Annotated in this window: 19 protein-coding genes; 6 read left to right on the top strand and 13 right to left on the bottom strand. The window is 66.3% G+C overall.

From position 1 onward, the window contains the following. Positions 1–46 precede the first annotated feature (46 nt). Positions 47–2,203: a type I secretion system permease/ATPase gene (locus ACFW0B_RS13325; protein WP_449148850.1), complete on the top strand. Its 2,157-nt coding sequence runs from the start codon at positions 47–49 to the stop codon at positions 2,201–2,203. Continuing rightward, positions 2,193–3,551: an HlyD family type I secretion periplasmic adaptor subunit gene (locus ACFW0B_RS13320; protein WP_449148848.1), complete on the top strand. Its 1,359-nt coding sequence runs from the start codon at positions 2,193–2,195 to the stop codon at positions 3,549–3,551. Before ACFW0B_RS13325 ends, ACFW0B_RS13320 begins: the two co-directional genes overlap by 11 nt. A gap of 91 nt (positions 3,552–3,642) precedes the next feature. Here ACFW0B_RS13320 and mmsB read toward each other — a convergent pair whose 3' ends face one another. From mmsB to ACFW0B_RS13295, 5 genes are all read right to left on the bottom strand, one after another. Next, on the bottom strand, positions 3,643–4,527 hold the full coding sequence (gene mmsB / locus ACFW0B_RS13315) for a 3-hydroxyisobutyrate dehydrogenase (protein WP_449148846.1): 885 nt from the start codon (positions 4,525–4,527) through the stop codon (positions 3,643–3,645). A gap of 40 nt (positions 4,528–4,567) precedes the next feature. Further along, the gene (locus ACFW0B_RS13310; protein ID WP_449148844.1) at positions 4,568–5,671 is read right to left on the bottom strand and encodes an enoyl-CoA hydratase/isomerase family protein; all 1,104 of its coding nucleotides are present in this window, start codon (positions 5,669–5,671) and stop codon (positions 4,568–4,570) included. Positions 5,672–5,694: 23 nt separating this feature from the next. Continuing rightward, positions 5,695–6,513: an enoyl-CoA hydratase gene (locus ACFW0B_RS13305; RefSeq protein WP_449148842.1), complete on the bottom strand. Its 819-nt coding sequence runs from the start codon at positions 6,511–6,513 to the stop codon at positions 5,695–5,697. A 10-nt stretch (positions 6,514–6,523) separates the two neighbouring features. After that, positions 6,524–7,687, bottom strand: a complete 1,164-nt coding sequence (locus ACFW0B_RS13300) for an isobutyryl-CoA dehydrogenase (protein WP_449148840.1) — start codon at positions 7,685–7,687, stop codon at positions 6,524–6,526. A gap of 84 nt (positions 7,688–7,771) precedes the next feature. Further along, entirely contained in the window at positions 7,772–9,265 is a 1,494-nt protein-coding gene (locus ACFW0B_RS13295; RefSeq protein WP_449148838.1) for a CoA-acylating methylmalonate-semialdehyde dehydrogenase, read from the bottom strand. Positions 9,266–9,396: 131 nt separating this feature from the next. Here ACFW0B_RS13295 and ACFW0B_RS13290 point away from each other — a divergent pair, with 131 nt between their 5' ends. Then, complete coding sequence (locus ACFW0B_RS13290) at positions 9,397–10,278, top strand: AraC family ligand binding domain-containing protein (RefSeq protein WP_449148836.1); 882 nt, start codon at positions 9,397–9,399, stop codon at positions 10,276–10,278. Between the two features lie 72 nt (positions 10,279–10,350). Here the strand turns inward: ACFW0B_RS13290 and ACFW0B_RS13285 are convergent, their stop codons facing one another. Further along, entirely contained in the window at positions 10,351–11,193 is an 843-nt protein-coding gene (locus tag ACFW0B_RS13285) for an HDOD domain-containing protein (RefSeq protein ID WP_449148834.1), read from the bottom strand. A 109-nt stretch (positions 11,194–11,302) separates the two neighbouring features. Here ACFW0B_RS13285 and ung point away from each other — a divergent pair, with 109 nt between their 5' ends. Beyond that, complete coding sequence (gene ung, locus ACFW0B_RS13280) at positions 11,303–11,998, top strand: uracil-DNA glycosylase (RefSeq protein ID WP_449148832.1); 696 nt, start codon at positions 11,303–11,305, stop codon at positions 11,996–11,998. A gap of 10 nt (positions 11,999–12,008) precedes the next feature. Here the strand turns inward: ung and ACFW0B_RS13275 are convergent, their stop codons facing one another. The 6 genes from ACFW0B_RS13275 to ACFW0B_RS13250 form a co-directional block, all read right to left on the bottom strand. Further along, the gene (locus ACFW0B_RS13275; RefSeq protein ID WP_449148830.1) at positions 12,009–12,872 is read right to left on the bottom strand and encodes a DUF6279 family lipoprotein; all 864 of its coding nucleotides are present in this window, start codon (positions 12,870–12,872) and stop codon (positions 12,009–12,011) included. 336 nt (positions 12,873–13,208) lie between these two features. Then, a complete protein-coding gene (locus ACFW0B_RS13270; RefSeq protein ID WP_449148828.1) occupies positions 13,209–14,231 on the bottom strand; it encodes an AbrB family transcriptional regulator in 1,023 nt (340 codons plus the stop codon). Further along, complete coding sequence (locus ACFW0B_RS13265) at positions 14,224–15,735, bottom strand: tripartite tricarboxylate transporter permease (protein WP_449148826.1); 1,512 nt, start codon at positions 15,733–15,735, stop codon at positions 14,224–14,226. Before ACFW0B_RS13265 ends, ACFW0B_RS13270 begins: the two co-directional genes overlap by 8 nt. Before the next feature lies 1 nt (position 15,736). Then, positions 15,737–16,180, bottom strand: coding sequence for a tripartite tricarboxylate transporter TctB family protein (locus ACFW0B_RS13260; RefSeq protein ID WP_449148824.1), 444 nt, complete (start codon positions 16,178–16,180; stop codon positions 15,737–15,739). Between the two features lie 96 nt (positions 16,181–16,276). Next, the gene (locus ACFW0B_RS13255; RefSeq protein ID WP_449148822.1) at positions 16,277–17,251 is read right to left on the bottom strand and encodes a tripartite tricarboxylate transporter substrate binding protein; all 975 of its coding nucleotides are present in this window, start codon (positions 17,249–17,251) and stop codon (positions 16,277–16,279) included. 29 nt (positions 17,252–17,280) lie between these two features. Next, positions 17,281–18,546, bottom strand: coding sequence for an OprD family porin (locus ACFW0B_RS13250; RefSeq protein WP_449148820.1), 1,266 nt, complete (start codon positions 18,544–18,546; stop codon positions 17,281–17,283). A 201-nt stretch (positions 18,547–18,747) separates the two neighbouring features. On the opposite strand from ACFW0B_RS13250, the gene ACFW0B_RS13245 reads away from it, so the two are divergent. After that, complete coding sequence (locus tag ACFW0B_RS13245) at positions 18,748–19,419, top strand: response regulator (RefSeq protein ID WP_449148818.1); 672 nt, start codon at positions 18,748–18,750, stop codon at positions 19,417–19,419. Then, on the top strand, positions 19,412–20,797 hold the full coding sequence (locus ACFW0B_RS13240; protein ID WP_449148816.1) for a sensor histidine kinase: 1,386 nt from the start codon (positions 19,412–19,414) through the stop codon (positions 20,795–20,797). Before ACFW0B_RS13245 ends, ACFW0B_RS13240 begins: the two co-directional genes overlap by 8 nt. Positions 20,798–21,067: 270 nt before the next feature. Here the strand turns inward: ACFW0B_RS13240 and ACFW0B_RS13235 are convergent, their stop codons facing one another. Beyond that, positions 21,068–21,904 carry an HDOD domain-containing protein gene (locus ACFW0B_RS13235; RefSeq protein WP_449148814.1) on the bottom strand — a complete coding sequence of 279 codons (837 nt, stop codon included), beginning with the start codon at positions 21,902–21,904 and terminating at the stop codon, positions 21,068–21,070. Positions 21,905–21,910 lie beyond the last annotated feature (6 nt).

Raw genomic sequence — 21,910 nt, 5'->3', positions numbered from 1 at the left:
GCCTAGCTCCTGCCTCCCGTAAGAACCCAGAGCAGAGATTCCCGGCGTGGATCAAGAAGTCAGCCGTTTACATGTCAATGCCGATCCACGTGGGCAGCACGACGACCCCTTGCTCGATTCATTGCTGTCGTTGTGCGTCCTGCACCACAAACCCGCCAACCGGGCCATGCTCACCAGCGGCCTGCCGCTGCCGAAACAACGCCTGACCGCCGATCTGCTGCCCCGCGCCGCCGCCCGTGCGGGTCTGCAGGGCCGCCTGATGCAGCGGCGCCTGGAGCAGATTCCGAAGATCGCCATGCCGGCGCTGCTGCTGCTCAAGGAAGGCCGCTGCGCGGTGATGCTCGGCTGGGACGACGACGGCAAGGCGCGCCTGCTTCTCAGCGAGAGCGATGGCGGCGAAGTGAAGGTCACCCGCGAGCTGCTGCAGGAGGACTACAGCGGCCAGGTGTTCTTCGCCCAGCCGCAGCACAAGTACGACCTGAACACCGACAGCCTGATCCCTCGCACCAAATCCTGGTTCCGCGACACGCTGAAGCGCTCCCGCTGGCTCTACATCGATGCGGTGGCCGCCAGCCTGCTGATCAACCTGATCGGGCTTGCCGCCCCCCTGTTCGTGATGAACGTGTACGACCGCGTGGTGCCCAACCAGGCGGAAGCCACCCTCTGGGTGCTGGCCGTCGGCATTTGCGGGGCCTACGTCTTCGATCTGCTGCTCAAGACCATGCGCGGCCTGTGCCTGGACCTCGCGGGCAAGAAGACCGACCTGATAATCTCCGCCACCCTGTTCGAGCGCATCGTTGGCATGGCGATGAAGTACCGCCCGATGCGGGTCGGCAGCTTTGCCCAGAACATCCACGAGTTCCAGACGCTGCGGGACTTCCTCGCCTCGCTGACCCTCACCAGCGTCATCGACCTGCCGTTCACTCTGCTGATCCTGCTGGTGATCGGCTTGCTCGGCGGGCCGCTGGTCCTGGTGCCGGTCCTGGCGTTCCCGCTGGCCATGGGGATCAGCTGGCTGTTGCAGAAACCGCTGGCGGCGACCATGGACCGCACCATGGCGCTGGCGGCCGAACGCCAGTCGAGCCTGATCGAGACCCTCGCCGGCCTCGACGCGGTGAAGGTCAACAACGCCGAAAGCGACCGCCAGTACCTCTGGGAGCAGACCATCGGCACCCTGGGCCGCCTTGAGCTGCGGGTGAAGATGCTCTCCAGCCTGGCGATGAACCTGACCGTGATGATCCAGCAGCTGGCGGGCGTGGTGATGATCGTCGCCGGCGTCTACCTGATCATGGCCGGTGATCTCAGCATGGGCGGCCTGATTGCCTGCTACATGCTCAATGGCCGGGCCCTCGGACCGCTGACCCAGCTTTCCGGCCTGCTCACCCGCTACCAGCAGGCGCGCCTGACCATGACGTCCGTCGACCAGATGATGGACCTGCCGCAGGAACGCCAGGAGGGTGAGCAGCCCTTGGTCCGCGCCAAGCTGCAGGGCCGCCTCGAACTGCGCCAGATCAACTTCACCTACCCGCACCAGCGAACCCCGGCCCTGAACGATGTGAACCTGATCGTCCGTCCGGGCGAGAAGATCGGCATCATCGGCCGCAGTGGCTCCGGCAAGAGTTCGCTGGCCAAGCTGATCGTCGGGCTCTACCAGGCCGATTCCGGCAGCCTGCTGGTGGACGGCACCGATATCCGCCAGCTGGACGTCAGCGAGCTGCGCCACAACGTCGGCTACGTGCCCCAGGACATCCAGCTGTTCAGTGGCACCCTGCGCGACAACCTCATCGCCGGTGCCCGCTACGTGGAGGATGAACTGGTGCTGCAGGCGGCCGAGCTGGCCGGCGTGCACGAGTTCGCCCGGCTGCACCCGCAGGGCTATGAACTGCAGGTGGGCGAGCGTGGCCAGAACCTCTCCGGCGGCCAGCGGCAGAATGTCGCCCTGGCGCGCGCGCTGTTGCTCGATCCGCCGATCCTGCTGCTCGACGAACCCACCAGTTCCATGGACAACCCCGGCGAGGAGCGCCTCAAGGAGCGTCTGGCCGGGATGATCGCCAACAAGACCCTGCTGCTGGTCACCCACCGTGCCTCGATGCTTTCGCTGGTGGACCGATTGCTGATTGTCGACCGTGGCCGGGTCATCGCCGACGGTCCGAAGGACGCGGTCATGGAAGCGCTGAAGAAGGGGCAGATCAGTGTCGCATAAGGGCTTGGGCGCGCTGCGCCAGTACTTCAAGGGCGGCGATTCGCTGACCGACCAGCCGCTGCCGGAGGTCAACAAGGCCCTGGTGGAGGACGCGCCCCGCGTGGTGCGCCTGACCATCTGGACCCTCATCGGCTTCACCCTGTTCCTGCTGGTCTGGGCCAACTTCGCCGAGGTGGACGAGGTCACTCGCGGCGACGGCAAGGCGATTCCCTCATCCAAGCTACAGAAGGTACAGAACCTGGAAGGCGGCATCGTCTCCGAGCTGTTCGTCCGCGAGGGCCAGGTGGTGGAAGTCGGTGATCCGCTGCTGCGCCTGGACCCGACCCGCTTCGAGTCCAACGTCGGTGAAACCGAGGCGGACCGCACCGCCATGCAACTGCGGGTGGAACGCCTGAGTGCCGAGGTGGATGACCAGCCGCTGCAGATCTCCGACGAGCTGCGCAAGCTCGCACCAGAGCAGGCCAATAGCGAAGAAGCGCTTTATCGCAGCCGCCAGCAGCAATTGCAGGAAGAGGTGGCCGGTCTGGAAGAACAACTGGTGCAGCGCCGCCAGGAACTGCAGGAGTTCATCTCCAAGCAGAGCCAGTACCGCAACAGCCTGCAGCTGCTGCGTCAGGAAATCTCCATCTCCGAACCGCTGGTGGCCCAGGGGGCGATTTCCAAGGTGGAAGTCCTGCGCCTGCGCCGCGCCGAAGTGGAGAACCGTGGCGAGCTGGAGGCCACCAGCCTGGCCATTCCCCGCGCCGAATCGGCGATCAAGGAAGCCGAACGCAAGATCGCCGAAACCCGTTCACGCTTCCGCAGCGAGGCCCTGGCCCAGCTCAACGAGGCGCGCACCGAACTGAAAAAGGCCAGTGCCACCGGCAAGGCCCTGGAAGACCGCGTCAAGCGCACCCTGGTCACCTCGCCGGTGCGGGGCATCGTCAAACAGCTGCTGGTCAACACCATCGGCGGCGTGATCCAGCCGGGCAGCGACCTGGTGGAGATCGTGCCGCTGGACGACACCCTGCTGGTGGAAGCGCGCATCCGCCCGCAGGACATCGCCTTCCTGCACCCCGGGCAGAGCGCCATGGTCAAGTTCACCGCCTACGACTACACCATCTACGGCGGACTGAGCGCCGATCTGGAGCAGATCGGCGCGGACACCATCACGGACGAAGATGGCAACAGCTTCTACCTGATCAAGCTGCGCACCAAGAAGAGCCACCTGGGGACGGAAGAGAATCCGCTGCTGATCATCCCCGGCATGGTCGCCTCGGTGGACATCATGACCGGCAAGAAGAGCATCCTGAGCTATCTGCTCAAGCCCATCATCAAGGCCCGCGCCGAGGCGCTGCGCGAGCGCTGAGCACCGCCGAACTTGTAGGAGCGAGCTTGCTCGCGAACAGCCCGAGCACGATCCTTCGCGAGCAAGCTCGTTCCCACAGGAAAGCGGGCCCTCACTCGGTAAACAGCTTCTGCACCACCGAGAAGTCCTTCTTGCCCTTGCCCTGCTTGAGCAGCAGCCGATAGATCTGCAGCGCCAGCGCGCCCATGGGTGTGCTGGAGAGGCTGGCCTGCGCGGTTTCCTGGGCGAGCCCCAGGTCCTTGGCCATCAGCTCGGCCATGAAGCCGCCATCGTAATCCTTGCTCGCCGGTGCATTGGGCATCACGCCCGGCCAGGGGTTGTAGCGTTCCAGCACCCAGTTGCCGCCCGAACTCTGGCGCATGATCTCAGCGAGCACGGCCGGGTCCAGGCCATTGGCCACACCCAGTGCCATGGACTCGGCGGTGCCGATCATCTGCACGGCCAGCAGCTGGTTGTTGCACACCTTGGCCACCTGGCCGGCGCCGTCGGGACCGGCATGGAAGATGTTCTTGCCCATGGCCTGGAAGATCGGCCGCGCCTTTTCCAGCGCCGCGGCTTCGCCCCCGACCATGAAGGTCAGGGTGCCGGCCGCCGCTCCGGCGGTGCCGCCGGAAACCGGGGCGTCCAGCAGCTCGATGCCACGGGCCTTCGCCGCCGCGTGAACCTTGCGCGCGGACTCCGGGGCGATGGTGGAGCATTCCAGCAGCAGGCTGCCGGCGGCGATGGACTCCAGCAGACCGCCGTCGCCCAGCAACAGGCCTTCCACATGCCGGCTCGCCGGCAGCATGGTGATCACCACCTGGACGCCGTTGACCGCGTCCCGTGCATCCCTCGCGGGCTTGGCGCCCTCGGCCGCGAGCTCGTCGACGGCGGCCTGCACCAGGTCGTAGACCTTGAGATCGTGGCCGGCCTTGAGCAGGTTGCGGGCCATGGGCAGGCCCATGTGACCGAGTCCGATAAAGGCAATCTTGCTCATCGTGCTACTCCTTGGCCCGGCCGGGGCGGCGGGCGGATTGTCAGAGATCGTCCAGCGGGTGCCGGCCGTCCCACACCGGCTCGAAATGGGCCTCGATCACCGCGCGGGGAATGGCCGCCACATCCGGCCAGTGCCAGCGAGGGGCGTTGTCCTTGTCGATCAGGCGGGCGCGCACGCCTTCGGGGAATTCCGGATGACGGCAGCAATTCAGGCTCATGGCGTATTCCATGCGGAACACCTCGGCCAGGGACAGGTGCTTCGCCCTGCGGATCTGCTCCCACACCAGGTGCGCGGTGAGCGGGCAGCCGGCGGCCAGGGTCTTGGCGGCACGCGCCAGCGGCACATCGCTGTCGTGCTGCAGGGCGGTCATGGCCTTCCAGGCGGCGGGCAGGTCGGCGACGTCGAGCAGTTCGTCGATGCGCTTGCGCCGTGGCAGCCACTGGGCTTCCGGCAGTTGGCCGCGGGCCTCGTGCTCCAGGGCCTTGAGCAGGCTGTTGAGCTGGGCCTGGGGCTTGTCCTGCCAGTTGAGCTGGACCAGCCCGGCGAGCAGGGCGTCTTGCTGGTCTTCCAGCAGGAAGCGGTCGGCCAGGTCGAGGTCGAGGGCATCGTGGGCGTTGATAGTGCCGGCACCCAGGCCGAGGAACAGGCCGAGCTTGCCGGGCAGGCGGGCGAGGAACCAGCTGCCGCCGACATCCGGGTAGAGGCCGATGTTGATTTCCGGCATCCCCAGGCGGCTGGAGGGGGTGACGATGCGGATCGCCGCACCCTGCATCAGGCCCATGCCGCCCCCCAGCACGTGGCCGTGGGCCCAGCAGATCAGCGGCTTGGGAAAGGTGTGGATGCGGTGGTCGAGGCGGTATTCGTCGGCGAAGAAACGGCCTGCCAGCGGCGGCACCACGCCGGGGTGCTCGCGGCAGGCGTCCACCAGCTTGCGCACGTCGCCGCCGGCACAGAAGGCCTTGGGGCCGTTGCCGCGCAGCAACACGCAGACGATCTCCGGGTCTTCGGCCCAGGCACGCAGGCGCGCGTCCAGCGCCTCGATCATCGGCAAGGACAGGGCGTTGAGGCTGGCCTCGGCATTCAGGCTGGCGATGCCGATGCGGGCGCCGTGCAGGCCGTTACGTTCTTCGAAACTCACATTCATGATTGTGTTCGTCCGGCTTCCGCTCATTTGTTGCGCCAGTTCGGATTGCGCTTTTCCAGGAATGCGTTGACGCCTTCGCGGGTGTCGTCGGCGTCGAACAGGTCGACGAAACGCTCACGTTCTTCCGGCAGCCAGCTGTTGGGGCCGCGGTCCCGCGCGCCCTGGATCAGCGGCTTAATGGTGCGCACCGCCACCGGGCTCTGTTGCGCCACCTTGGCCGCCAGCAGCAGGGCGGTGCCACGGGCTTCGCCGCTGTCCACCACCTGCTCGACCAGGCCGATGCGCAGCGCGGTTTCGGCATCCACGCGCTCACCGCAGAGGATCATCCGCTTGGCCCAGCCTTCGCCCACCAGCCAGGGCAGTGCCTGGGTGCCACCGGCGCAGGGCAACAGGCCCACGGCGGCTTCCGGCAGGGCCATCTGCGCCTGGCGTTCGGCGATGCGGATGTCGCAGGCCAGGGCGCATTCCAGGCCGCCGCCCATGGCGTAGCCGTTGATCGCGGCGATGGACACGCCACGGAAATCCCGCAGCGCCTCGAAGGCCTCGCCGAAGCGCCGGGCCATTTCACGGGCGCGGGCCTTGTCGCCGTCGGCGAAGAGGTTGAGGTCGGCGCCGGCGCTGAAGAACTTCGGGCCCTGGCCGGTTACCACCAGGGCGTAGATGTTGTCGTCGTGGTTGAGGTGCTCGATGAGCTGCTTGAGCCCGATCAGTGACTCGCGGTCCCAGGTGTTCGCCGGCGGGTGGTTGATGGTGATCAGCGCGGTGTGGCCGTGCTTTTCCACCGTCAGCTTGTGGGTGAGGTCGAAGATGCCGGGCTGATAGGGTTCCAAGGCTGTGGTCATGTACAGTTCCTTACAGAAGTCGGTCGAGGGCGCCGCCCTGTTCCAGTAAACGACGCGCCACGATGACGCGCATGATTTCGTTGGTGCCTTCGAGAATCTGGTGTACCCGGGTGTCGCGTACCCAGCGCTCAAGAGGATAGTCGTTCAGGTAGCCGTAGCCGCCGTGCAATTGCAGCGCTTCATTGCACAGGTCGAAGCACTGGTCGGTGGCGAAGCGCTTGGCCATGGCGCAAAAGAGGCTGGCCTCGGCATGGCCCTGGTCCAGGCGGTGGGCGGCCAGGCGCACCATCTGCCGGCTGGCGGTGAGGGCGGTGAGCATGTCGGCGAGTTTGAATTGCAGGGCCTGGAAATCGGCCAGCGCCTTACCGAACTGTTTGCGTTCCTCCACATAGCGCAGGCTCTGTTCCAGGGCTGCCTGGGCGGCGCCGAGGGAGCAACTGGCGATGTTCAGGCGGCCGCCGTCCAGCCCCTTCATGGCGTAGACGAAGCCCTGGCCTTCCGGGCCGATGCGATTGCCGGCGGGAATGCGCACGCCTTCGAAGGTGATGGTGCGGGTGGGCTGGGCACGCCAGCCCATCTTGTCTTCATTGCGGCCATAGCGGATGCCTTCGGCGTCGGCTGGTACCAGGAAGCAGGAAATGCCCTTGGCACCGTCCTCGCCCGTACGGGCCATGACGATCAGCACCTGGGTGCAGCCGGCGCCGGAAATGAAGCATTTGCTGCCGTCCAGCACATAGTGGTCGCCATCACGGCGGGCACGGGTGCGCAGGTGGGCGGCATCGGAACCGGCGTCGGGTTCGGTCAGGCAGTAGGAGGCGAGCAGTTCGCCGCCGATCAGCCCGGGTAGCCAGCGCGATTTGAGTTCGGCGTCACCGAAGGAGGCCAGCATCCAGGTGGCCATGTTGTGGATGGTCAGGTAGGCGGTGGTGGCCACGCAGCCGGCGGCCAGTTGCTCGAAGATCAGCGAGGCGGACAGCCGGGACAGGCCCAGGCCGCCATCTTCTTCGCCGATGTACAGGCCCAGGTAGCCCTGTTCGGCGGCGCGGCGGATCACCTCCAGCGGGAAGTGGTGGTCGCGGTCCCAGTCCGCGGCGCCGGGGGCCAGTTCGTGGCTGGCGAAGGCGCGGGCGCTGTCCACCAGCAGGCGTTGTTCCTCGTCGAGGTCGAAATCCATCGTCTGACTGCCTTTCTCGTTTGGAGGAGCGAGCTCCGGACTCTTTCGCGAGCAGAGCTCGCTCCTACGATCTGCATCGTGACCCTATTTCAACTGGATCGTCATGTTCGGCCCGGTGACCGGTGTGTCATCGAACCAGCGGCTGGTGACCGTCTTGGTCTCGGTGTAGAAGCGCACCGCCTGCTTGCCGTAGGCGTGCAGGTCTCCATAGAAGGAGCCTTTCCAGCCCGTGAAGGAGAAGAAGGGCAGGGGCACCGGGATGGGCACGTTGATCCCGACCTGGCCCACTTCCACTGCATGCTGGAAGTGCCGCGCGGCAGCACCGGAGCGAGTGAACAGGCTGGTGCCGTTGCCGTAGGGGTTGGCGTTGACCAGGGCGATGGCTTCTTCGAGGCTTTCCACTTCCATGCAGACCAGGACAGGGCCGAAGATTTCCTCGCGGTACAGCCCCATCTTCGGCGTCACGCCGCGGAACAGGGTCGGGCCCAGCCAGTTGCCGTTCGGGTAGCCCGGCACCGTGCACTGGGAGCCATCGAGCAGACATTCGGCGCCTTCCGCCTTGCCCTCGGCGATCAGCCGCAGTACGCGCTGGCGGGCCTGCTGGCTGATCAGCGGGCCGAATGCCGAATGGGCGTCCTTCCAGTGGCCGGGGCGCAACTCGGCCATCTGTGCAGCCAGCTCGGGAATCCACTGGCGTGCCTCGCCGACGAAGATCGCCACGCTGATGGCCATGCAGCGCTGGCCGGCAGCACCGCAACTGGCGCCCACCAGGTTGCTCAGGACCTGATCCTTGTGGGCGTCGGGCAGCACCACCATGTGATTCTTGGCGCCGGCGAATGCCTGTACCCGCTTCAGGTGGGCAGTGCCGGTGCGATAGATGTGCTGGCCCACCGGCACCGAGCCGACGAAGGAGATGGCGCGCACGTCCGGGTGGGTCAGCAGCGCATCCACCTGTTCGCGACCGCCGTGGATCACCTGCAGCACGCCCTTGGGCGCGCCGGCTTCGATGAAGAGTTCGGCGAGGCGGTTGGGGGTCAGCGGATCCTGCTCCGAGGGCTTGAGGACGAAGGTGTTGCCGCAGGCGATCGCCAGCGGAAACATCCACAGCGGGATCATCGCCGGGAAGTTGAACGGGGTGATGCCGACGCAGACGCCCAGGGGCTGGACCCAGCTGGCGGTGTCGATCTCGCGGGCAACGTTTTCCACCGTCTCGCCCATCATCAGGCTCGCCACGTTGGCGGCGTGTTCAGCCACCTCGATGCCGCGCCAGATATCGCCCTTGGCGTCGGCATAGGTCTTGCCGGTCTCGCTGGCCAGCAGTTCCGCCAGTTCGTCGTGATGTTCCTTTAGCAGCTGCTGGTAGCGCAGCATGAGGCGGGCGCGTTCCGGGACGGGCACTTCCCGCCAGGTCTGGAAGGCGGCCTTGGCGCTGGCGACGGCGGCCTCGATTTCTTCGGCGGTGGCCTTGGGTGCGAGCGCCAGGACTTCCTGGGTCGCCGGATCGGTGATTTCGATCAGTTCGCGGGCGCGGCTTTCGCGCCATTCACCGTCGATCAGTTGCGGAATTGTCCGAGCCATCTGGTCCTCCACCCGTAAGACGGGACCCTGTTGTTTCTTGCCCTTATAGCGGCCGCTGATCCAGATGTGGATTGACGATCTTGGTAGCAGGATGGACGATCTTGGGATTGCGAGCCACTCCAATGATGACCATGAGCCGCTCCGTCGAAACCTCCAGCTGGCCGCTGCCGGCCGATAGCGTGCGCTTCACCACGCCGCCCCGCCTGCGCCGCCTGCTGGCTCGTCACCCCTTGACCTCCGCCTGTTATCCACTGGCACTGGGCTACTACCCGGAGGCCCGCGGGCACCTCATGGATCGCCATGAACCGGAAGACAACCTGCTGATCTACTGCCGCTCCGGGCAGGGCTGGCTGGAAACCGAGGATGGACGATTCGATGTGGGCGGTGGCGACCTGCTGCTGTTGCCCAAGGGCCGCGCCCATGCATACGGCGCCCATGCACAACGGCCCTGGAGCATCTACTGGGTGCACTTCGAAGGGGAACTGGTGGCGGACTACCTGCGGCCCCTGGGGCTGTCGGTCCTGCACCGGATCGGCGTGCAGCCGCGCCTGCTGGCCGACTTCGATGCGCTACTGGGGTTGCGCAAGCAGGGCCTGAACCTGCCGCATTTCGTCCATGCCGCCCACCAGTTGCAGACCTTGTTGACCTCCCTGGCGGTGTTGCCAGTGCGGGGGTATCTCAAGTCGGGGCGGGTACTGGACGTGGATGCGGTGCAGGCGGTGATGCGTGCCCACCTGCACGACAGCCTCAACCTCGACCAGCTGGCGGCGCAGTTCAAGCTGTCGCGCTTCCACTTCGCCAAGACCTACCGGGCCCTGACGGGGCACGCGCCGATCCAGGACTTCATCCAGCTGAAGATGGCTCACGCCTGCCGCCTGCTCGACGAGGGCAATCAGGGGGTGAAGCAGATCGCCGAGCAACTCGGCTACGAAGACGTCTATTACTTCTCGCGGCTGTTCCGCAAGGTGGTGGGGATGGCGCCCAGTCATTACCGGGCCTTGCACCAGGGGTGAACCGCACGGACTCCTGCGGGGGCGATTTCAATCGCCAGGGGCTGCGCAGCAGCCCCGTATCTCGACTACCGCTCAGTCTGCCTCCAGAGGCCTGCCACCCAGCAGCTTCAGCCACAGCGCCACCACTTCCGCGAGTTCCGCGCGCAGGAGGCGCGGCGTCGGCAGTTCCATGCGCTGGTAGGCGGGCAGCCGAGCGAGGCGGTCGTCCTGCCGGGGTTCTTCGAGCAGCTGGCTGGCAACCTGGACCACGTCCGCCAGGTCCACCGCGCCCTTGTGCTGGCGGCACCAGTCACGACGCAGGCGCGCGCAGTCCTGCAGGTTGCCGGGCAATTTCCAGGCGCTCAGCAGCAGAACGCCCAGTTCGGCGGAGAGCTGTTCGCAAAGCCGTTGCAGATCGACCTCCAGGCGCGACACCTGTGGCCAGTGGTGCAGTTCCTGGAGCAATGGCAGGCTGCCGACGTCCTGCAGCAGGCCGGCCAGCAGGGCGTCCACCTCCTGCAGGTGGGGCAGCTGCTGGGCCAGGCCGGCGCTCAGGGCAGCCCGTTGCAGGCTGAGGTTCCAGCGCTTGCTGAAGACCTTGCACAGGCTGGGTTCGTCACCGTCGAACAACTGCTGCAGCTCGAAGGCCAGCACCAGGTTGGCCAGGCGCCTGCCGTCCAGCTGCCTGACCAGGTCCAGCAGCCGGGGGCAGGGGCGGACGTGGCCGAGCAGCGGCAGGCTGGCGAACTCCATCAGGCGTTCAGCCAGGGTCGGGCTGCTTTCCAGCAGGGCGCTGACCTGCTCGGGGGAAGTCGTTTCACACGCATGCAACTGGCGCAGGCGCAGGGAGGTATCCGGCATCGGCGGCAGCGCACTGGCGTCATTCAGAAAGCGTTCGTAGAGCGCGAGTTTCACGGTGTCGTGGCGATTGTCCATGTGGGCTGGCTCCGGGCGTCCTTGATTGACAAGGGTAGTGGGCATTTCATAGGGTGCCCGACCACCGGGCGGGAAGCGCCCCGGCAAGCGCCACGGAACAGACTGAGCGATGACTGATAGCGACGACCGGATCAAGCTCGAAGAGAGCTGGAAAGAAGCCCTGCGGGACGAGTTCGAGAAGCCCTACATGAAGGCCCTGGGCGATTTCCTGCGTCAGGAGAAGGCCGCCGGCAAGGTGATCTTCCCGCCGGGACCGCTGATCTTCAATGCGCTGAACTCCACGCCGCTGGAGAAGGTGAAAGTGGTCATCATCGGCCAGGATCCCTACCACGGTCCGGGCCAGGCCCACGGCCTGTGCTTCTCGGTGCAACCGGGCGTGCCGGCGCCGCCGTCACTGCAGAACATCTACAAGGAACTCAAGCGCGACCTGAACATCGACATTCCGTCCCATGGTTACCTGCAGTCCTGGGCGGAGCAGGGCGTGCTGCTGCTCAACACCTCCCTCACCGTCGAACAGGCGCGCGCCGGGTCCCATGCCGGCGCCGGCTGGCAGCCGTTCACCGACAAGGTGATCGAAGTCGTCAGCCAGAAACGCCCGCACCTCGTCTTCCTGCTCTGGGGTTCCCATGCGCAGAGCAAGGAGCGGCTGATCGACCCCACCAAGCACCTGATCCTGAAGTCGGCGCATCCGTCGCCGCTGTCGGCCTACCGGGGCTTTCTCGGCAATGGCCACTTCAGCCGCTGCAACAAGTTCCTCATCCAGCACGATCTGGAACCTATCGACTGGAGTCTGCCCGCGCTCTGAGGCCGGGCACTCAGCGCGGGTAGCAGTCGAGTCCCCTGAGGTCCGCGACCAGCTCGCCGATGTGCTGGCGTAAGGCATTGCGCTGGCGCTCGTCGGCGCTATTGAACAGGTCGCTGAGCAGGCGTGCCAGGGAGGCTTCCACTGCGGGATAGGCCTTGCGGTAATTCGCCGTCCAGAAGCTTTCCGGGTTCTGCAGCAGGGTGGTGAGGCGCCCCGGGAAGTCCGCGTTATGACGGCCATAAAGCGCATTGCGCAGTTCCTTCAGCCAGTTTTCACGGTTCTCGGCCCAGATCCGGTTGTAGTCGCCCTGATCCCTGGCCCAGGTTTCGATGCGCGCCTGCTGGCTCGGTCGCAGCGGTCCCATCCATTGTTCGACGCGCTCGCGCATGCGCTTTGATCGCGCGGCCACCTGAGCCTTGAGCGGTGGCGCGACGTGCTCCTTGCGCTGTTCAGCATTGCGCTCGTCCAGGGCGACGTAGAACTCGCCCATCTGCTGCGGGGAGAGACTTTGTGCCAGACCCAGCGCGGTGGGGGTGATCTCCACGGCGATGTCGTGCGCGGCATCGCGCACCAGCGCGAACTGGCCCTGTACGTCCCTGGCCGTCAGCTTGGGCTGCCGGCTGAGCTGGGTCAGTTGTTCCAGCCAGGCGACGTACTCCGGCAACTGGGTGCTGCAATGCCAGGCGAGGTGCTTCTGCAGGCGTGGCTCCAGCCAGGCTTCCTGGGAGTCGTCGAGGCTGACGTAGGTGCCGATCCACCAGGGAATGATCAGGTCGAGGTTGCGATAGGCCAGGTCCAGGCGGCTACAGGCCGCCGCCAGCAGGAAGGTTATGGCAAGCAGCACGCAACGAAGCGGGGTGACGCATGCGGACATGGAAGTCGGCCTTGGCAGCAGGTGCATAGGGGAGAGCATAGGCCTGTCGCATGGCGGTTGAAGGCGGGCACGCAACCGGATGTTGCGATCGGTGTGCGATTTGCCTGTGGAAGATTTCATGCCAATCAGTCCCGTAGGCTGGTCCGAGGAACGAGGCCCAACACCGCAGGGCAAGTCCGCTGCGTCGGATTTCGCTTCGTTCGCGGAGTGCCAGTTCCGTAGCCTGGATGAAATCCGGGGGAAGTTCCTCCGCCGCTCCCGGATTTCACCCGGGCTACGATTCGTTGCGAATCACCAGACCTTTCACGCACGCAAAAAAAGCCCGCGCGAGGCGGGCTAAGCGTGGGTCTTGTGCCTCTGCCAGCGTCGGAACACCGGCTCGGCGAGGAACAGCACCAGGAGCAGTCGCAACACCTGCAAGGCGGTGACCAGCGGCACCGAGAGCTGCAGGGCTTCGGCGGTGAGGCTGAGTTCGGCGATGCCGCCCGGCATCATGCCCAGCATCAGCGAGCGATGGTCGAGCCCGTCCAGCCAGCCCAGCAGTTCGGCGGCGAGCGCCGCGAAGGCCATGCCCAGGGAGGTGGCCAGCAGGGTGCGGGCGATAAAAGAAGGCGCACGCTTGAAGAAGGCGCGGTCGAAGTGGCAGCCCAGGGCGCTGCCGATAAGCCATTGGCCAAGCTGGCTGGCACCCTGTGGCAGGCCCAGTTGCAGATCGAAGCCGATGCTCATCCCGGCGCTGACCAGCAACGGGCCGATCAGCCAGGGATTGGGCTGGCGGAAGCGCTGCATCAGCAGGGCCAGCAGCGCACCGCCGGCCAGCAGCAGCGCCAGCCAGCCCCAGTCCACCGATGCGGCCGGATGCTGCACGGCGGGAACGCCGACGAACAGCTGGAACAAGGCAGGCACGCTCAGGACCACCAGCAGCAGGCGCAGGCTCTGGCCGGCGGCGACGCGGCTGAGCACCGCGCCATTGCGCTGGCCGAGGTTGACCATTTCGCTGGCGCCCCCCGGCATGCTGGCGAAGAACGCAGTGGCGCGGTCCTCGCCGCTGCGCAGCATCAGGCTGATGCCGATGACGCTGGACAGCGTGGTGGCCACGGCACCGGCCAGGATGAGTGCGCCGTTGGCCAGCACCTGCTCGATCACCGCCGGGGAGAAGTGCAGGCCAATGCCCACACCCACCACCCATTGGCCACACTTGCGTGCGCCCGGCACTTCCGCCAGCGGCAGGTTGCCGACGCAGCGCACAGCGATCACCGCCAGCAGCGAACCCACCATCCACGGCAGCGGCCAGCCGATCAGGCTGGCCAACCAGCCGCCGGCGGCGCCAGCCAGCGGCGTGAGCAGCCACTTAGGCATGGGCCAGCTTCGCCCTGGCGCGGCGTGCGCGCATCCAGCGCAGGCCCGGCAGGGCCAGCATCACGGCGGTGAGTACCCAGAGGGCGATGGTGATCGGGCTGCTCCAGAGGATGCCGAGGTCGCCGTTGGTGATGGACAGGGCGCGGCGCAGGTTGGATTCCATCAGCTCGCCGAGGACGAAGCCGAGGATCAGCGACGACAGCGGGAAGTCCATCTTGCGCAGCAGGTAGCCGAACACCCCGAGGGCCGCCATCAGCACCAGGTCGAAGGTGGTGCTGTGCACGGCGTACACCCCCACCACGCTGACCACGGTGATCGCCGGCACCAGGATCCAGGTCGGCACGCTGAGCATGCGGGCGAACAGGCCCACCAGCGGGATGTTCATCACCAGCAGGATGACGTTGCCGATGAACAGCGAGGCGATCAGGCCCCAGACCACATCGGGCTGCTGCTCGAACAGCAGTGGGCCGGGGGTGATGTTGTACAGGGTCAGGGCACCGATCATCACCGCGGTGGTGCCCGAGCCCGGCACGCCGAGGGTCAGCATGGGGATCAGCGAACCGCAGGCCGAAGCGTTGTTGGCCGCTTCCGGGGCCGCCACGCCACGCAGGTCACCCTCGCCGAAGCGGCCGCTGCTGCCGGCCATGCGCTTCTCGCTCATGTAGGTGATGGCGCTGGCGATGGTGGCGCCGGCGCCCGGCAGCACGCCGATGACGAAGCCGGCCAGGGAGCTGCGCACGCTGCTCCACCAGGTGAAGGTGAACTCCTTCAGGTTGAACAGCATGCGTCCGCTGGTCTTCACCGCCTGTTGGCCGGTGCTGGTGTGTTCGAGCATCAGCAGCATTTCGCTGACGCTGAACAGGCCGATGACGACGATCACGAACTGGATACCGTCGGACAGGCCGACGCTGTCGAAGGTGAAGCGGTAGACGCCGGTGGTGGCGTCCACGCCCACTGTGGCCAGGCCGAGGCCGATCAGCGCCGAGAGCAGGGTCTTGACCGGCTTGTCGCCGACCATGCCGCCCAGGCAGGCGATGGCGAAGACCATCAGCATGAAGTACTCCGCCGGCCCGAAGGCCACCGCCCAGTTGGCCAGGATCGGTGCGAAGAGCACTACGCCCATGGTGGCGATGGTGCTGCCGATGAAGGAACTCACCGCCGACAGCGAGAGGGCGATGCCGGCCTTGCCCTGGCGGGCCAGCGGATAGCCGTCGAGGGTGGTCATGATGGCCGCGGCGTCGCCCGGCACGTTGAGCAGGATGGCCGAGATGCGCCCGCCGTACTCGCAGCCCAGGTACACGGCGGCCAGCAGGATCAGCGCGGTTTCCGGCGGCAGGCCGAGGGCGAAGGCCAGAGGCAGCAGGATCGCCACGCCGTTGATCGGTCCCAGGCCCGGCAACAGGCCGACCACGGTGCCGATGAAGGCGCCGAACAGGGCCACCAGGAGGTTGATCGGACGCAGGGCGACGTCGAAGCCCTGGGCCAGGAAGTTCAGGGTTTCCATTTCAGTTCTCCAGGAACACCAGCAGCCCCAGGGGCAGCGGAACGTCCAGCAGGTAGTCGAACAGACCGTAGAGCAGGGCACCCATCAGCAGGCCGCTGGCCAGGCTCGGCAGCAGGCGGCCGTTGAACAGCATGCCGAGGCCGAAGCCCATCAGGGTGGTGCTGACGACGAAGCCCAGGGACTCGAAGAGCAGCCCGTAGGCGAACAGGGCGATGACGAAAATCGCCACCTTGCGCGCCAGGGACCAGGAAATCGGCCGGTCCTCGGCCTCGCCTGGCTTGTAGATCAGCCAGATGGCGGCGCTGGCCATCAGGAACAGCAACAGCAGAGGGTAGGCGCGCGGGCCGACCGGGTCGTAGCTGAAGGGGGCCTGGAAGCCCCAGGCGACCATGGCGAGCAAGGCACAGACGAGCAGCCAGACCGCAGCGAAGATTCGTACGTACATGGCGGTTTACCTAGGATTCATTGATCTCCCCTCTCCCATTGGGAGAGGGGCCGGGGGTGAGGGTGTCGACCGCTTCACCCGATCTTGAGGGGCGAATTACTGCGCCAGGCCGAACTCGCCGGCGAGCTGCTTGTACTGCTTGACCTGGTCGAAGACGTAGGTCTTCAACTGGTCGCCGGTGAGGCTCAGGGGGAACAGGTCGCGCTGTTCACGCAGCTTGGCGAAGTCCTCGCTGGCCAGCAGGGTGTCGAACTGCTGCTTCCACCAGTTGAAATCCTCGTCGCTGACTTCCGGGCCCATGTAGAAGCCGCGGATCACCGGCCAGACGATGTCAAAGCCCTGCTCCCTGGCGGTGGGGATTTCCGCCAGCTTGCCCGGCAGGCGCTGGTCGGAGAGGACGGCGAGGATGCGGATCTTGCCGGCGGCCAGTTGCGGGGTGATTTCACCCAGGCCGCTGCTGGTTACCTGCACGTGGCCGCCGAGCATGGCGGTGAGGGTCTCGCCGCCGCCCTCGAAGGCCACGTAGCGCAGCTTCTGCGGGTCGATGCCGGCGGCGCGAGCGATCAGCGCGGTCTGCATCCAGTCCTGGCCGCCGATGGTGGCGCCGGCACCGAAGACGATGGCGGCGGGGTCCTTTTTCACGGCTTCCACCAGGTCGCCCAGAGTCTGGTAGGGGGAGTCAGCGCGTACGGAAATGGCGCCGTAATCGGTGCCGATGCCCGCCAGCCAGCGCACGGCGTTCTCGTCGTAGCGACCGAACTTGCCCTGGGCCAGGTTCAGCAAGGATCCGGAGGAGAAGGCCGTGATGGTGCCGGCATCCTTAGGCCGCTGGGCGACCACGGCGTTGTAGGCCACGGCGCCGACGCCGCCGGGCATGTAGGTGACACGCATCGGCGCCTTGAGCAGGCCGCCATCCTTCAGGCCGCTCTGGGCCAGCTTGCAGGTGAGGTCGAAGCCGCCGCCGGGCTTGGCCGGGGCGATGCACTCGGGGCGCTTGGGCTCGGCCAGCAGCTGGGTCGACAGCAGCAGGCCCGAGGTGATCAGGGCGATGCGGGAGAGGGCAGTCTTCATCGGAGTCTCCTGTGGAGTTTTATTGTGGTTCACCAGATGGGCAGTGCGTAACTGACGATCAGGCGGAGTTCATCCGCATCGCGGGCGAAATTGGAGCGGAAGCCGGCGTGGCGGGCGCGGAAGGTCAGGTTCTTCAGGCTGCCGCTGGGGACCACGTACTTGAACTCGATATCGCGTTCCCATTCCCGGCCCTCCTCGCTGCTGCCGGTGATCTGGGCGTTGTCGCTGGTGACGTAGCGGGTCATGAAGCTCAGGCCGGGCACGCCCAGGGCGGCGAAGTCCAGGTCGTAGCGGGCCTGCCAGGAGCGCTGGTCGGCGTTGGCGAAGTCGTTGATCTGCACGAAGTTGACCAGAAAGGGGTCGCTGCCATCGATGTAGGCGTAACCGGTGTCGCCGCTCATGCGCTGGAAGCCCAGGCCGAGCTTGTGGCTGCCCAGGCCGTAGCTGAGCATGCCGTTGAGGGCGCGGTTGTCCACCTTGCCGGCCTCGGCGCGGCCGCTGTCGTCGCTGATGGCGTAGCGCAGGTCGGCGCTCAGGGTACCGGCGCCCAGCGGCTGGCTGGCCAGCAGGCCGAAGAAGTTCTGGCGGTAGACATCTTCCAGCTCGGCGAAGAAGTAGCGACCGGTGAAGCGCTCGGTGAAGGCGTAGTCCAGGCCGCCGAGGTCGAAGTGATCGCCGGTGGCGGCTGCGGCGAAGCGCTTGTTCTTGTTGTTGATGGCCAGGTCTTCGGAGTTGGTCGAGGCGCGGTCCTTGACCTCGTTGAGGCGGCCACCGGTGAAGGTCAGGTTGCTGATTTCCTTCGAGGTGAGTAGGCCACCTTCGAATACCTGGGGCAGGATACGGCTGTTGCTGGCCTTCACCACCGGCAGTTCGGGAATGTGGGTGCCCAGGCGCAGCTCGCTCTTCGAGGCGCGGACCTTGGCGGTCAGGCCGAGCTTGCTGTACTCGTCCGGGGTGCCGCCGTCGTCCTGCACCGGCAGCAGGTCGGTACCGCTGCGGCCGGGGCCGGAATCGAGCTTGATGCCGAGCATGCCGAGGGCGTCGAGGCCCACGCCGACGGTGCCTTCGGTGTAGCCGGATTCGACATTGAGGATGAAGCCCTGCGCCCATTCCTCGCGCTTGGACTGGCCGGCGCCGTCGCGGAAGTCGCGGTTCAGGTAGATGTTGCGGGCTTCGAGGGTCGCCGAGCTGTCCTTGAAGAATTCGGCATGGGCCTGGCTGGCCAGGGTGCAGCTTGCGATGGCGAGGCTGAGGGTGCAAACAGGCGCAAGCGCCTGCCGTGCGGCAGTGAGCATCGGGTGGTCTCCATTGTTGTTCTTTTCATCCGGCGCAACCACGGGCCGGCTTTTTACGGGTGGTCCCTGCCACCCTGCCGCGATGCTATGCAGCGAAACTTTCACCAGCCTTTCAATGTGAAAGAAACCTTGCGTGGCATTCACAGTGCCTGGCGGCCCGTTAAACTGCTGGGCGATCGCTGCCATTTCGGAGACTTTGTCGTGCGAATCCTGCTGGTCGAAGACCATCCCCAGTTGGCTGCAAGCGTTGCCCAGGCGCTCAAGGGTGCGGGCTGGACGGTGGACGTGCTGCACGATGGCATTGCCGCCGACCTGGCCCTGGCCAGCGAGGACTACGCCTTGGCGGTACTGGACGTGGGATTGCCGCGCATGGATGGCTTCGAGGTGCTGGCGCGCCTGCGCGGACGCGGCAAGACGCTGCCGGTGCTGATGCTCACCGCGCGTGGCGAGGTGAAGGACCGGGTCCATGGCCTCAACCTCGGTGCCGACGACTATCTGGCCAAACCTTTCGAGCTGACCGAGCTGGAGGCGCGGGTCAAGGCACTGCTGCGCCGCAGCGTGCTCGGCGGCGAGCAGCAACAGCGTTGCGGTGCGCTGGTGTATGACCTGGGCACCCGGCGCTTCAGCCTCGCCGATGAAGTCCTCAGCCTGACCTCGCGCGAGCAATCGGTGCTGGAGGCACTGATCGCGCGGCCGGGGCGGGTGATGAGCAAGGAGCAGCTGGCTTCCCAGGTGTTCGGGCTGGATGAGGAAGCCAGCCCCGATGCCATCGAGATCTACATCCATCGCCTGCGCAAGAAGCTGGAAGGCAGCGCCGTGCGAATCGTCACCTTCCGGGGCCTGGGCTACCTGCTGGAGAGCCAGGATGCGTGAGGCCGGCAGCCTGCGCGGGCGGCTGCTGCGCCGCCTGGCGCTGATGCTGGGTGGCCTGCTGCTGATTGCCAGCCTGAGTTCCTACTGGAATGCCCGCGAGGCCGCCGATACCGCCTACGACCGCACCTTGCTGGCGTCGGCCCGGGCCATAGCCGATGGCCTCTATGAGAACGACGGCCGTTTGAAGGCGGACGTCCCCTACGTGGCCCTGGACGTCTTCGCCTATGACAGCGCCGGGCGCATCTTCTACCAGGTGATCGACCCGGACGGAAAGCTGGTTTCGGGTTACGAACACCTGCCGCCGCCACCGCCAGGTACCCAGCGCACAGACGATTACCCCGCGCTGGCGCGCTTCTATGACGCCGAGTACGAAGGGGTCGGGGTGCGGGTGGTGAGCCTGTTGCAGCCGGTGAGCGAGCCGCGCTTGAACGGGATCGCCGAGATACGCGTCGCCGAAACCGAAAGCGCCCGCGAGCGCCTGGCCAGGGGGCTGCTGGTGGACAGCCTGTGGCGCCTGGCGCTGCTGGTGGCGGCGGCGTTGGGGCTGGTGTGGCTGGCGGTCAGCGCCTCGCTGCAACCGCTGAACAAGCTGCGCCTGGCGGTGGAGGAGCGCGAGGTCGACGACCTGCGGCCGCTGCCGGAGGTCGCGGTGCAGCGTGAATTGCGCCCCTTGGTGGATGCCCTCAACCAGTTCACCGAACGTCTGCGCGGCCTGTTCCAGCGCCAGGCGGATTTCATCGCGGATGCCTCCCACGAACTGCGTACGCCGCTGGCCGCCCTCAAGGCGCGGGTAGAACTGGGCCTGCGCGAGCAGGACCCGGCGATCTGGCGAGCGACCCTGGAAGAGGCGGCGCAGAACACCGATCGCCTGACCCACCTGGCCAACCAGTTGCTGTCCCTGGCGCGCATTGAAAGCGGTGCGCGGGCCATCGCCGAAGGCGGCGCCGAGCGCATCGAGCTGGGCCAGCTGGCGCGTGAGCTGGGAATGGCGCTGGCCCCGCTGGCCCACGCGCGCGGCATCGCGCTGGCGCTGGAAGCGGAGGATCAGGCCTGGGTGATGGGCGAGCCGACGCTGCTCAACGAACTGCTCTGCAACCTGGTGGACAACGCCCTGGCCCATACGCCCAAGGGCGGCAACGTGATCCTGCGGGTGCGCGCGCCCGCGGTGCTGGAGGTGGAGGACGACGGCAGCGGCATTCCGCCGGAAGATCGCGACAAGGTGTTCCAGCGCTTCTATCGGCGCAATGTGCAGAGCCGCGGCGCGGGACTGGGGCTGGCGATCGTCGGCGAGATCTGCCGTGCCCATCGGGCCGAGATCAGCCTTCACGATGGCGACATTGGCGGGCTCAAGGTGCGGGTGAGTTTCCCGCCGGCCTGATCAGGAAGCGCTGTGAGGGAATGATTGTGGGTGCGAATTCATTCGCGAAAATGGCTGCAAGCCGCTCGGGGTCGGCCGGGTAGGGTGCGCCGTGCGCACCGGCGGTTGGGCCGGGTGCCGAGATGGGGCCTGAAGGCGGTGCGCACAGCGCACCCTACGGCTCCAGACCGAGATGAAGAGATCGACCTTTTGCGATGGACGGATTCGCCCCCATCCAGCAACAAGGGGGAACCTGCGTCCAGCGCTGAATGGAGGTATGCGCGCAAGGCGTTATTGGAGCATGCCCATGGCCGCTTCCATGGCGGCGGAAAGGTCTTCGTCGGCCTGCATGTCGACATTCGGGTCGAGGCCGAGTTTGGCGAAGGCGGACACCTGGCTCCAGTCCAGCTGGGTGTAGGGATGCTCGCTGCCGAGGTAGCTCTGCAGGGTGGCAACCTGGACGATGTCGACGTAGTCGACGCGCGCCGAGCTGCGGCTGAAATCCAGGTACTGGCTGGGCACGGCGGCGATCGGCTCCGGGAATTCCCAGGCGCGCAGGATGCGGTCGCCGATCAGCGGATGGATGCGTTCGATCACGTGGTTGAGGCTGATGGAGTCGGCCAGCAGCTCGTTGTGCTCTTCAGCATAGGTGAGGATGGGCAGCACGCCGATCTGGTGCACCAGGCCGGCCAGGGTGGCCTGGTCGGGCATCAGGCGGGTGTAGTGACGGCAGAGCACATGGCAGATGCCGGCGATTTCACTGCTCTTGTTCCACACTTCGCGCATCTTGCGGTCGATCACATCGGACGTGGCCTGGAACATCTGCTCCATCGCCAGGCCTGTGGCCAGGTTGCTGGTGTAGTTCATGCCCAGGCGGCTGATGGCCATCTGCAGATCGGTGATTTCCTTGTTAGTGCGCAGCAGCGGGCTGTTCACCACCTTGATGATGCGGGCGGTCAGCGCGGTGTCGTTGCCGATCACCCTGGCCAGGTCATGGATGCTCGCGTTCGGGTCTTCGGCAGTTTCGCGCACTTTCAGTGCAACTTCCGGCAGGGTCGGCAGTACCAGCTCATCGCTTTCGATGGCCTGGATGAGTTCCTGTTGGACTTTGTCGGCAAGCTTGCTCATTGAGTT

The organism is Metapseudomonas phytobenefica (genome assembly GCF_043392685.1).
Taxonomy (GTDB): Bacteria; Pseudomonadota; Gammaproteobacteria; order Pseudomonadales; family Pseudomonadaceae; genus Metapseudomonas.
The sequence above is the reverse complement of the archived record's forward strand: the minus strand, read 5'-3'. Positions and strand labels throughout refer to the sequence as shown.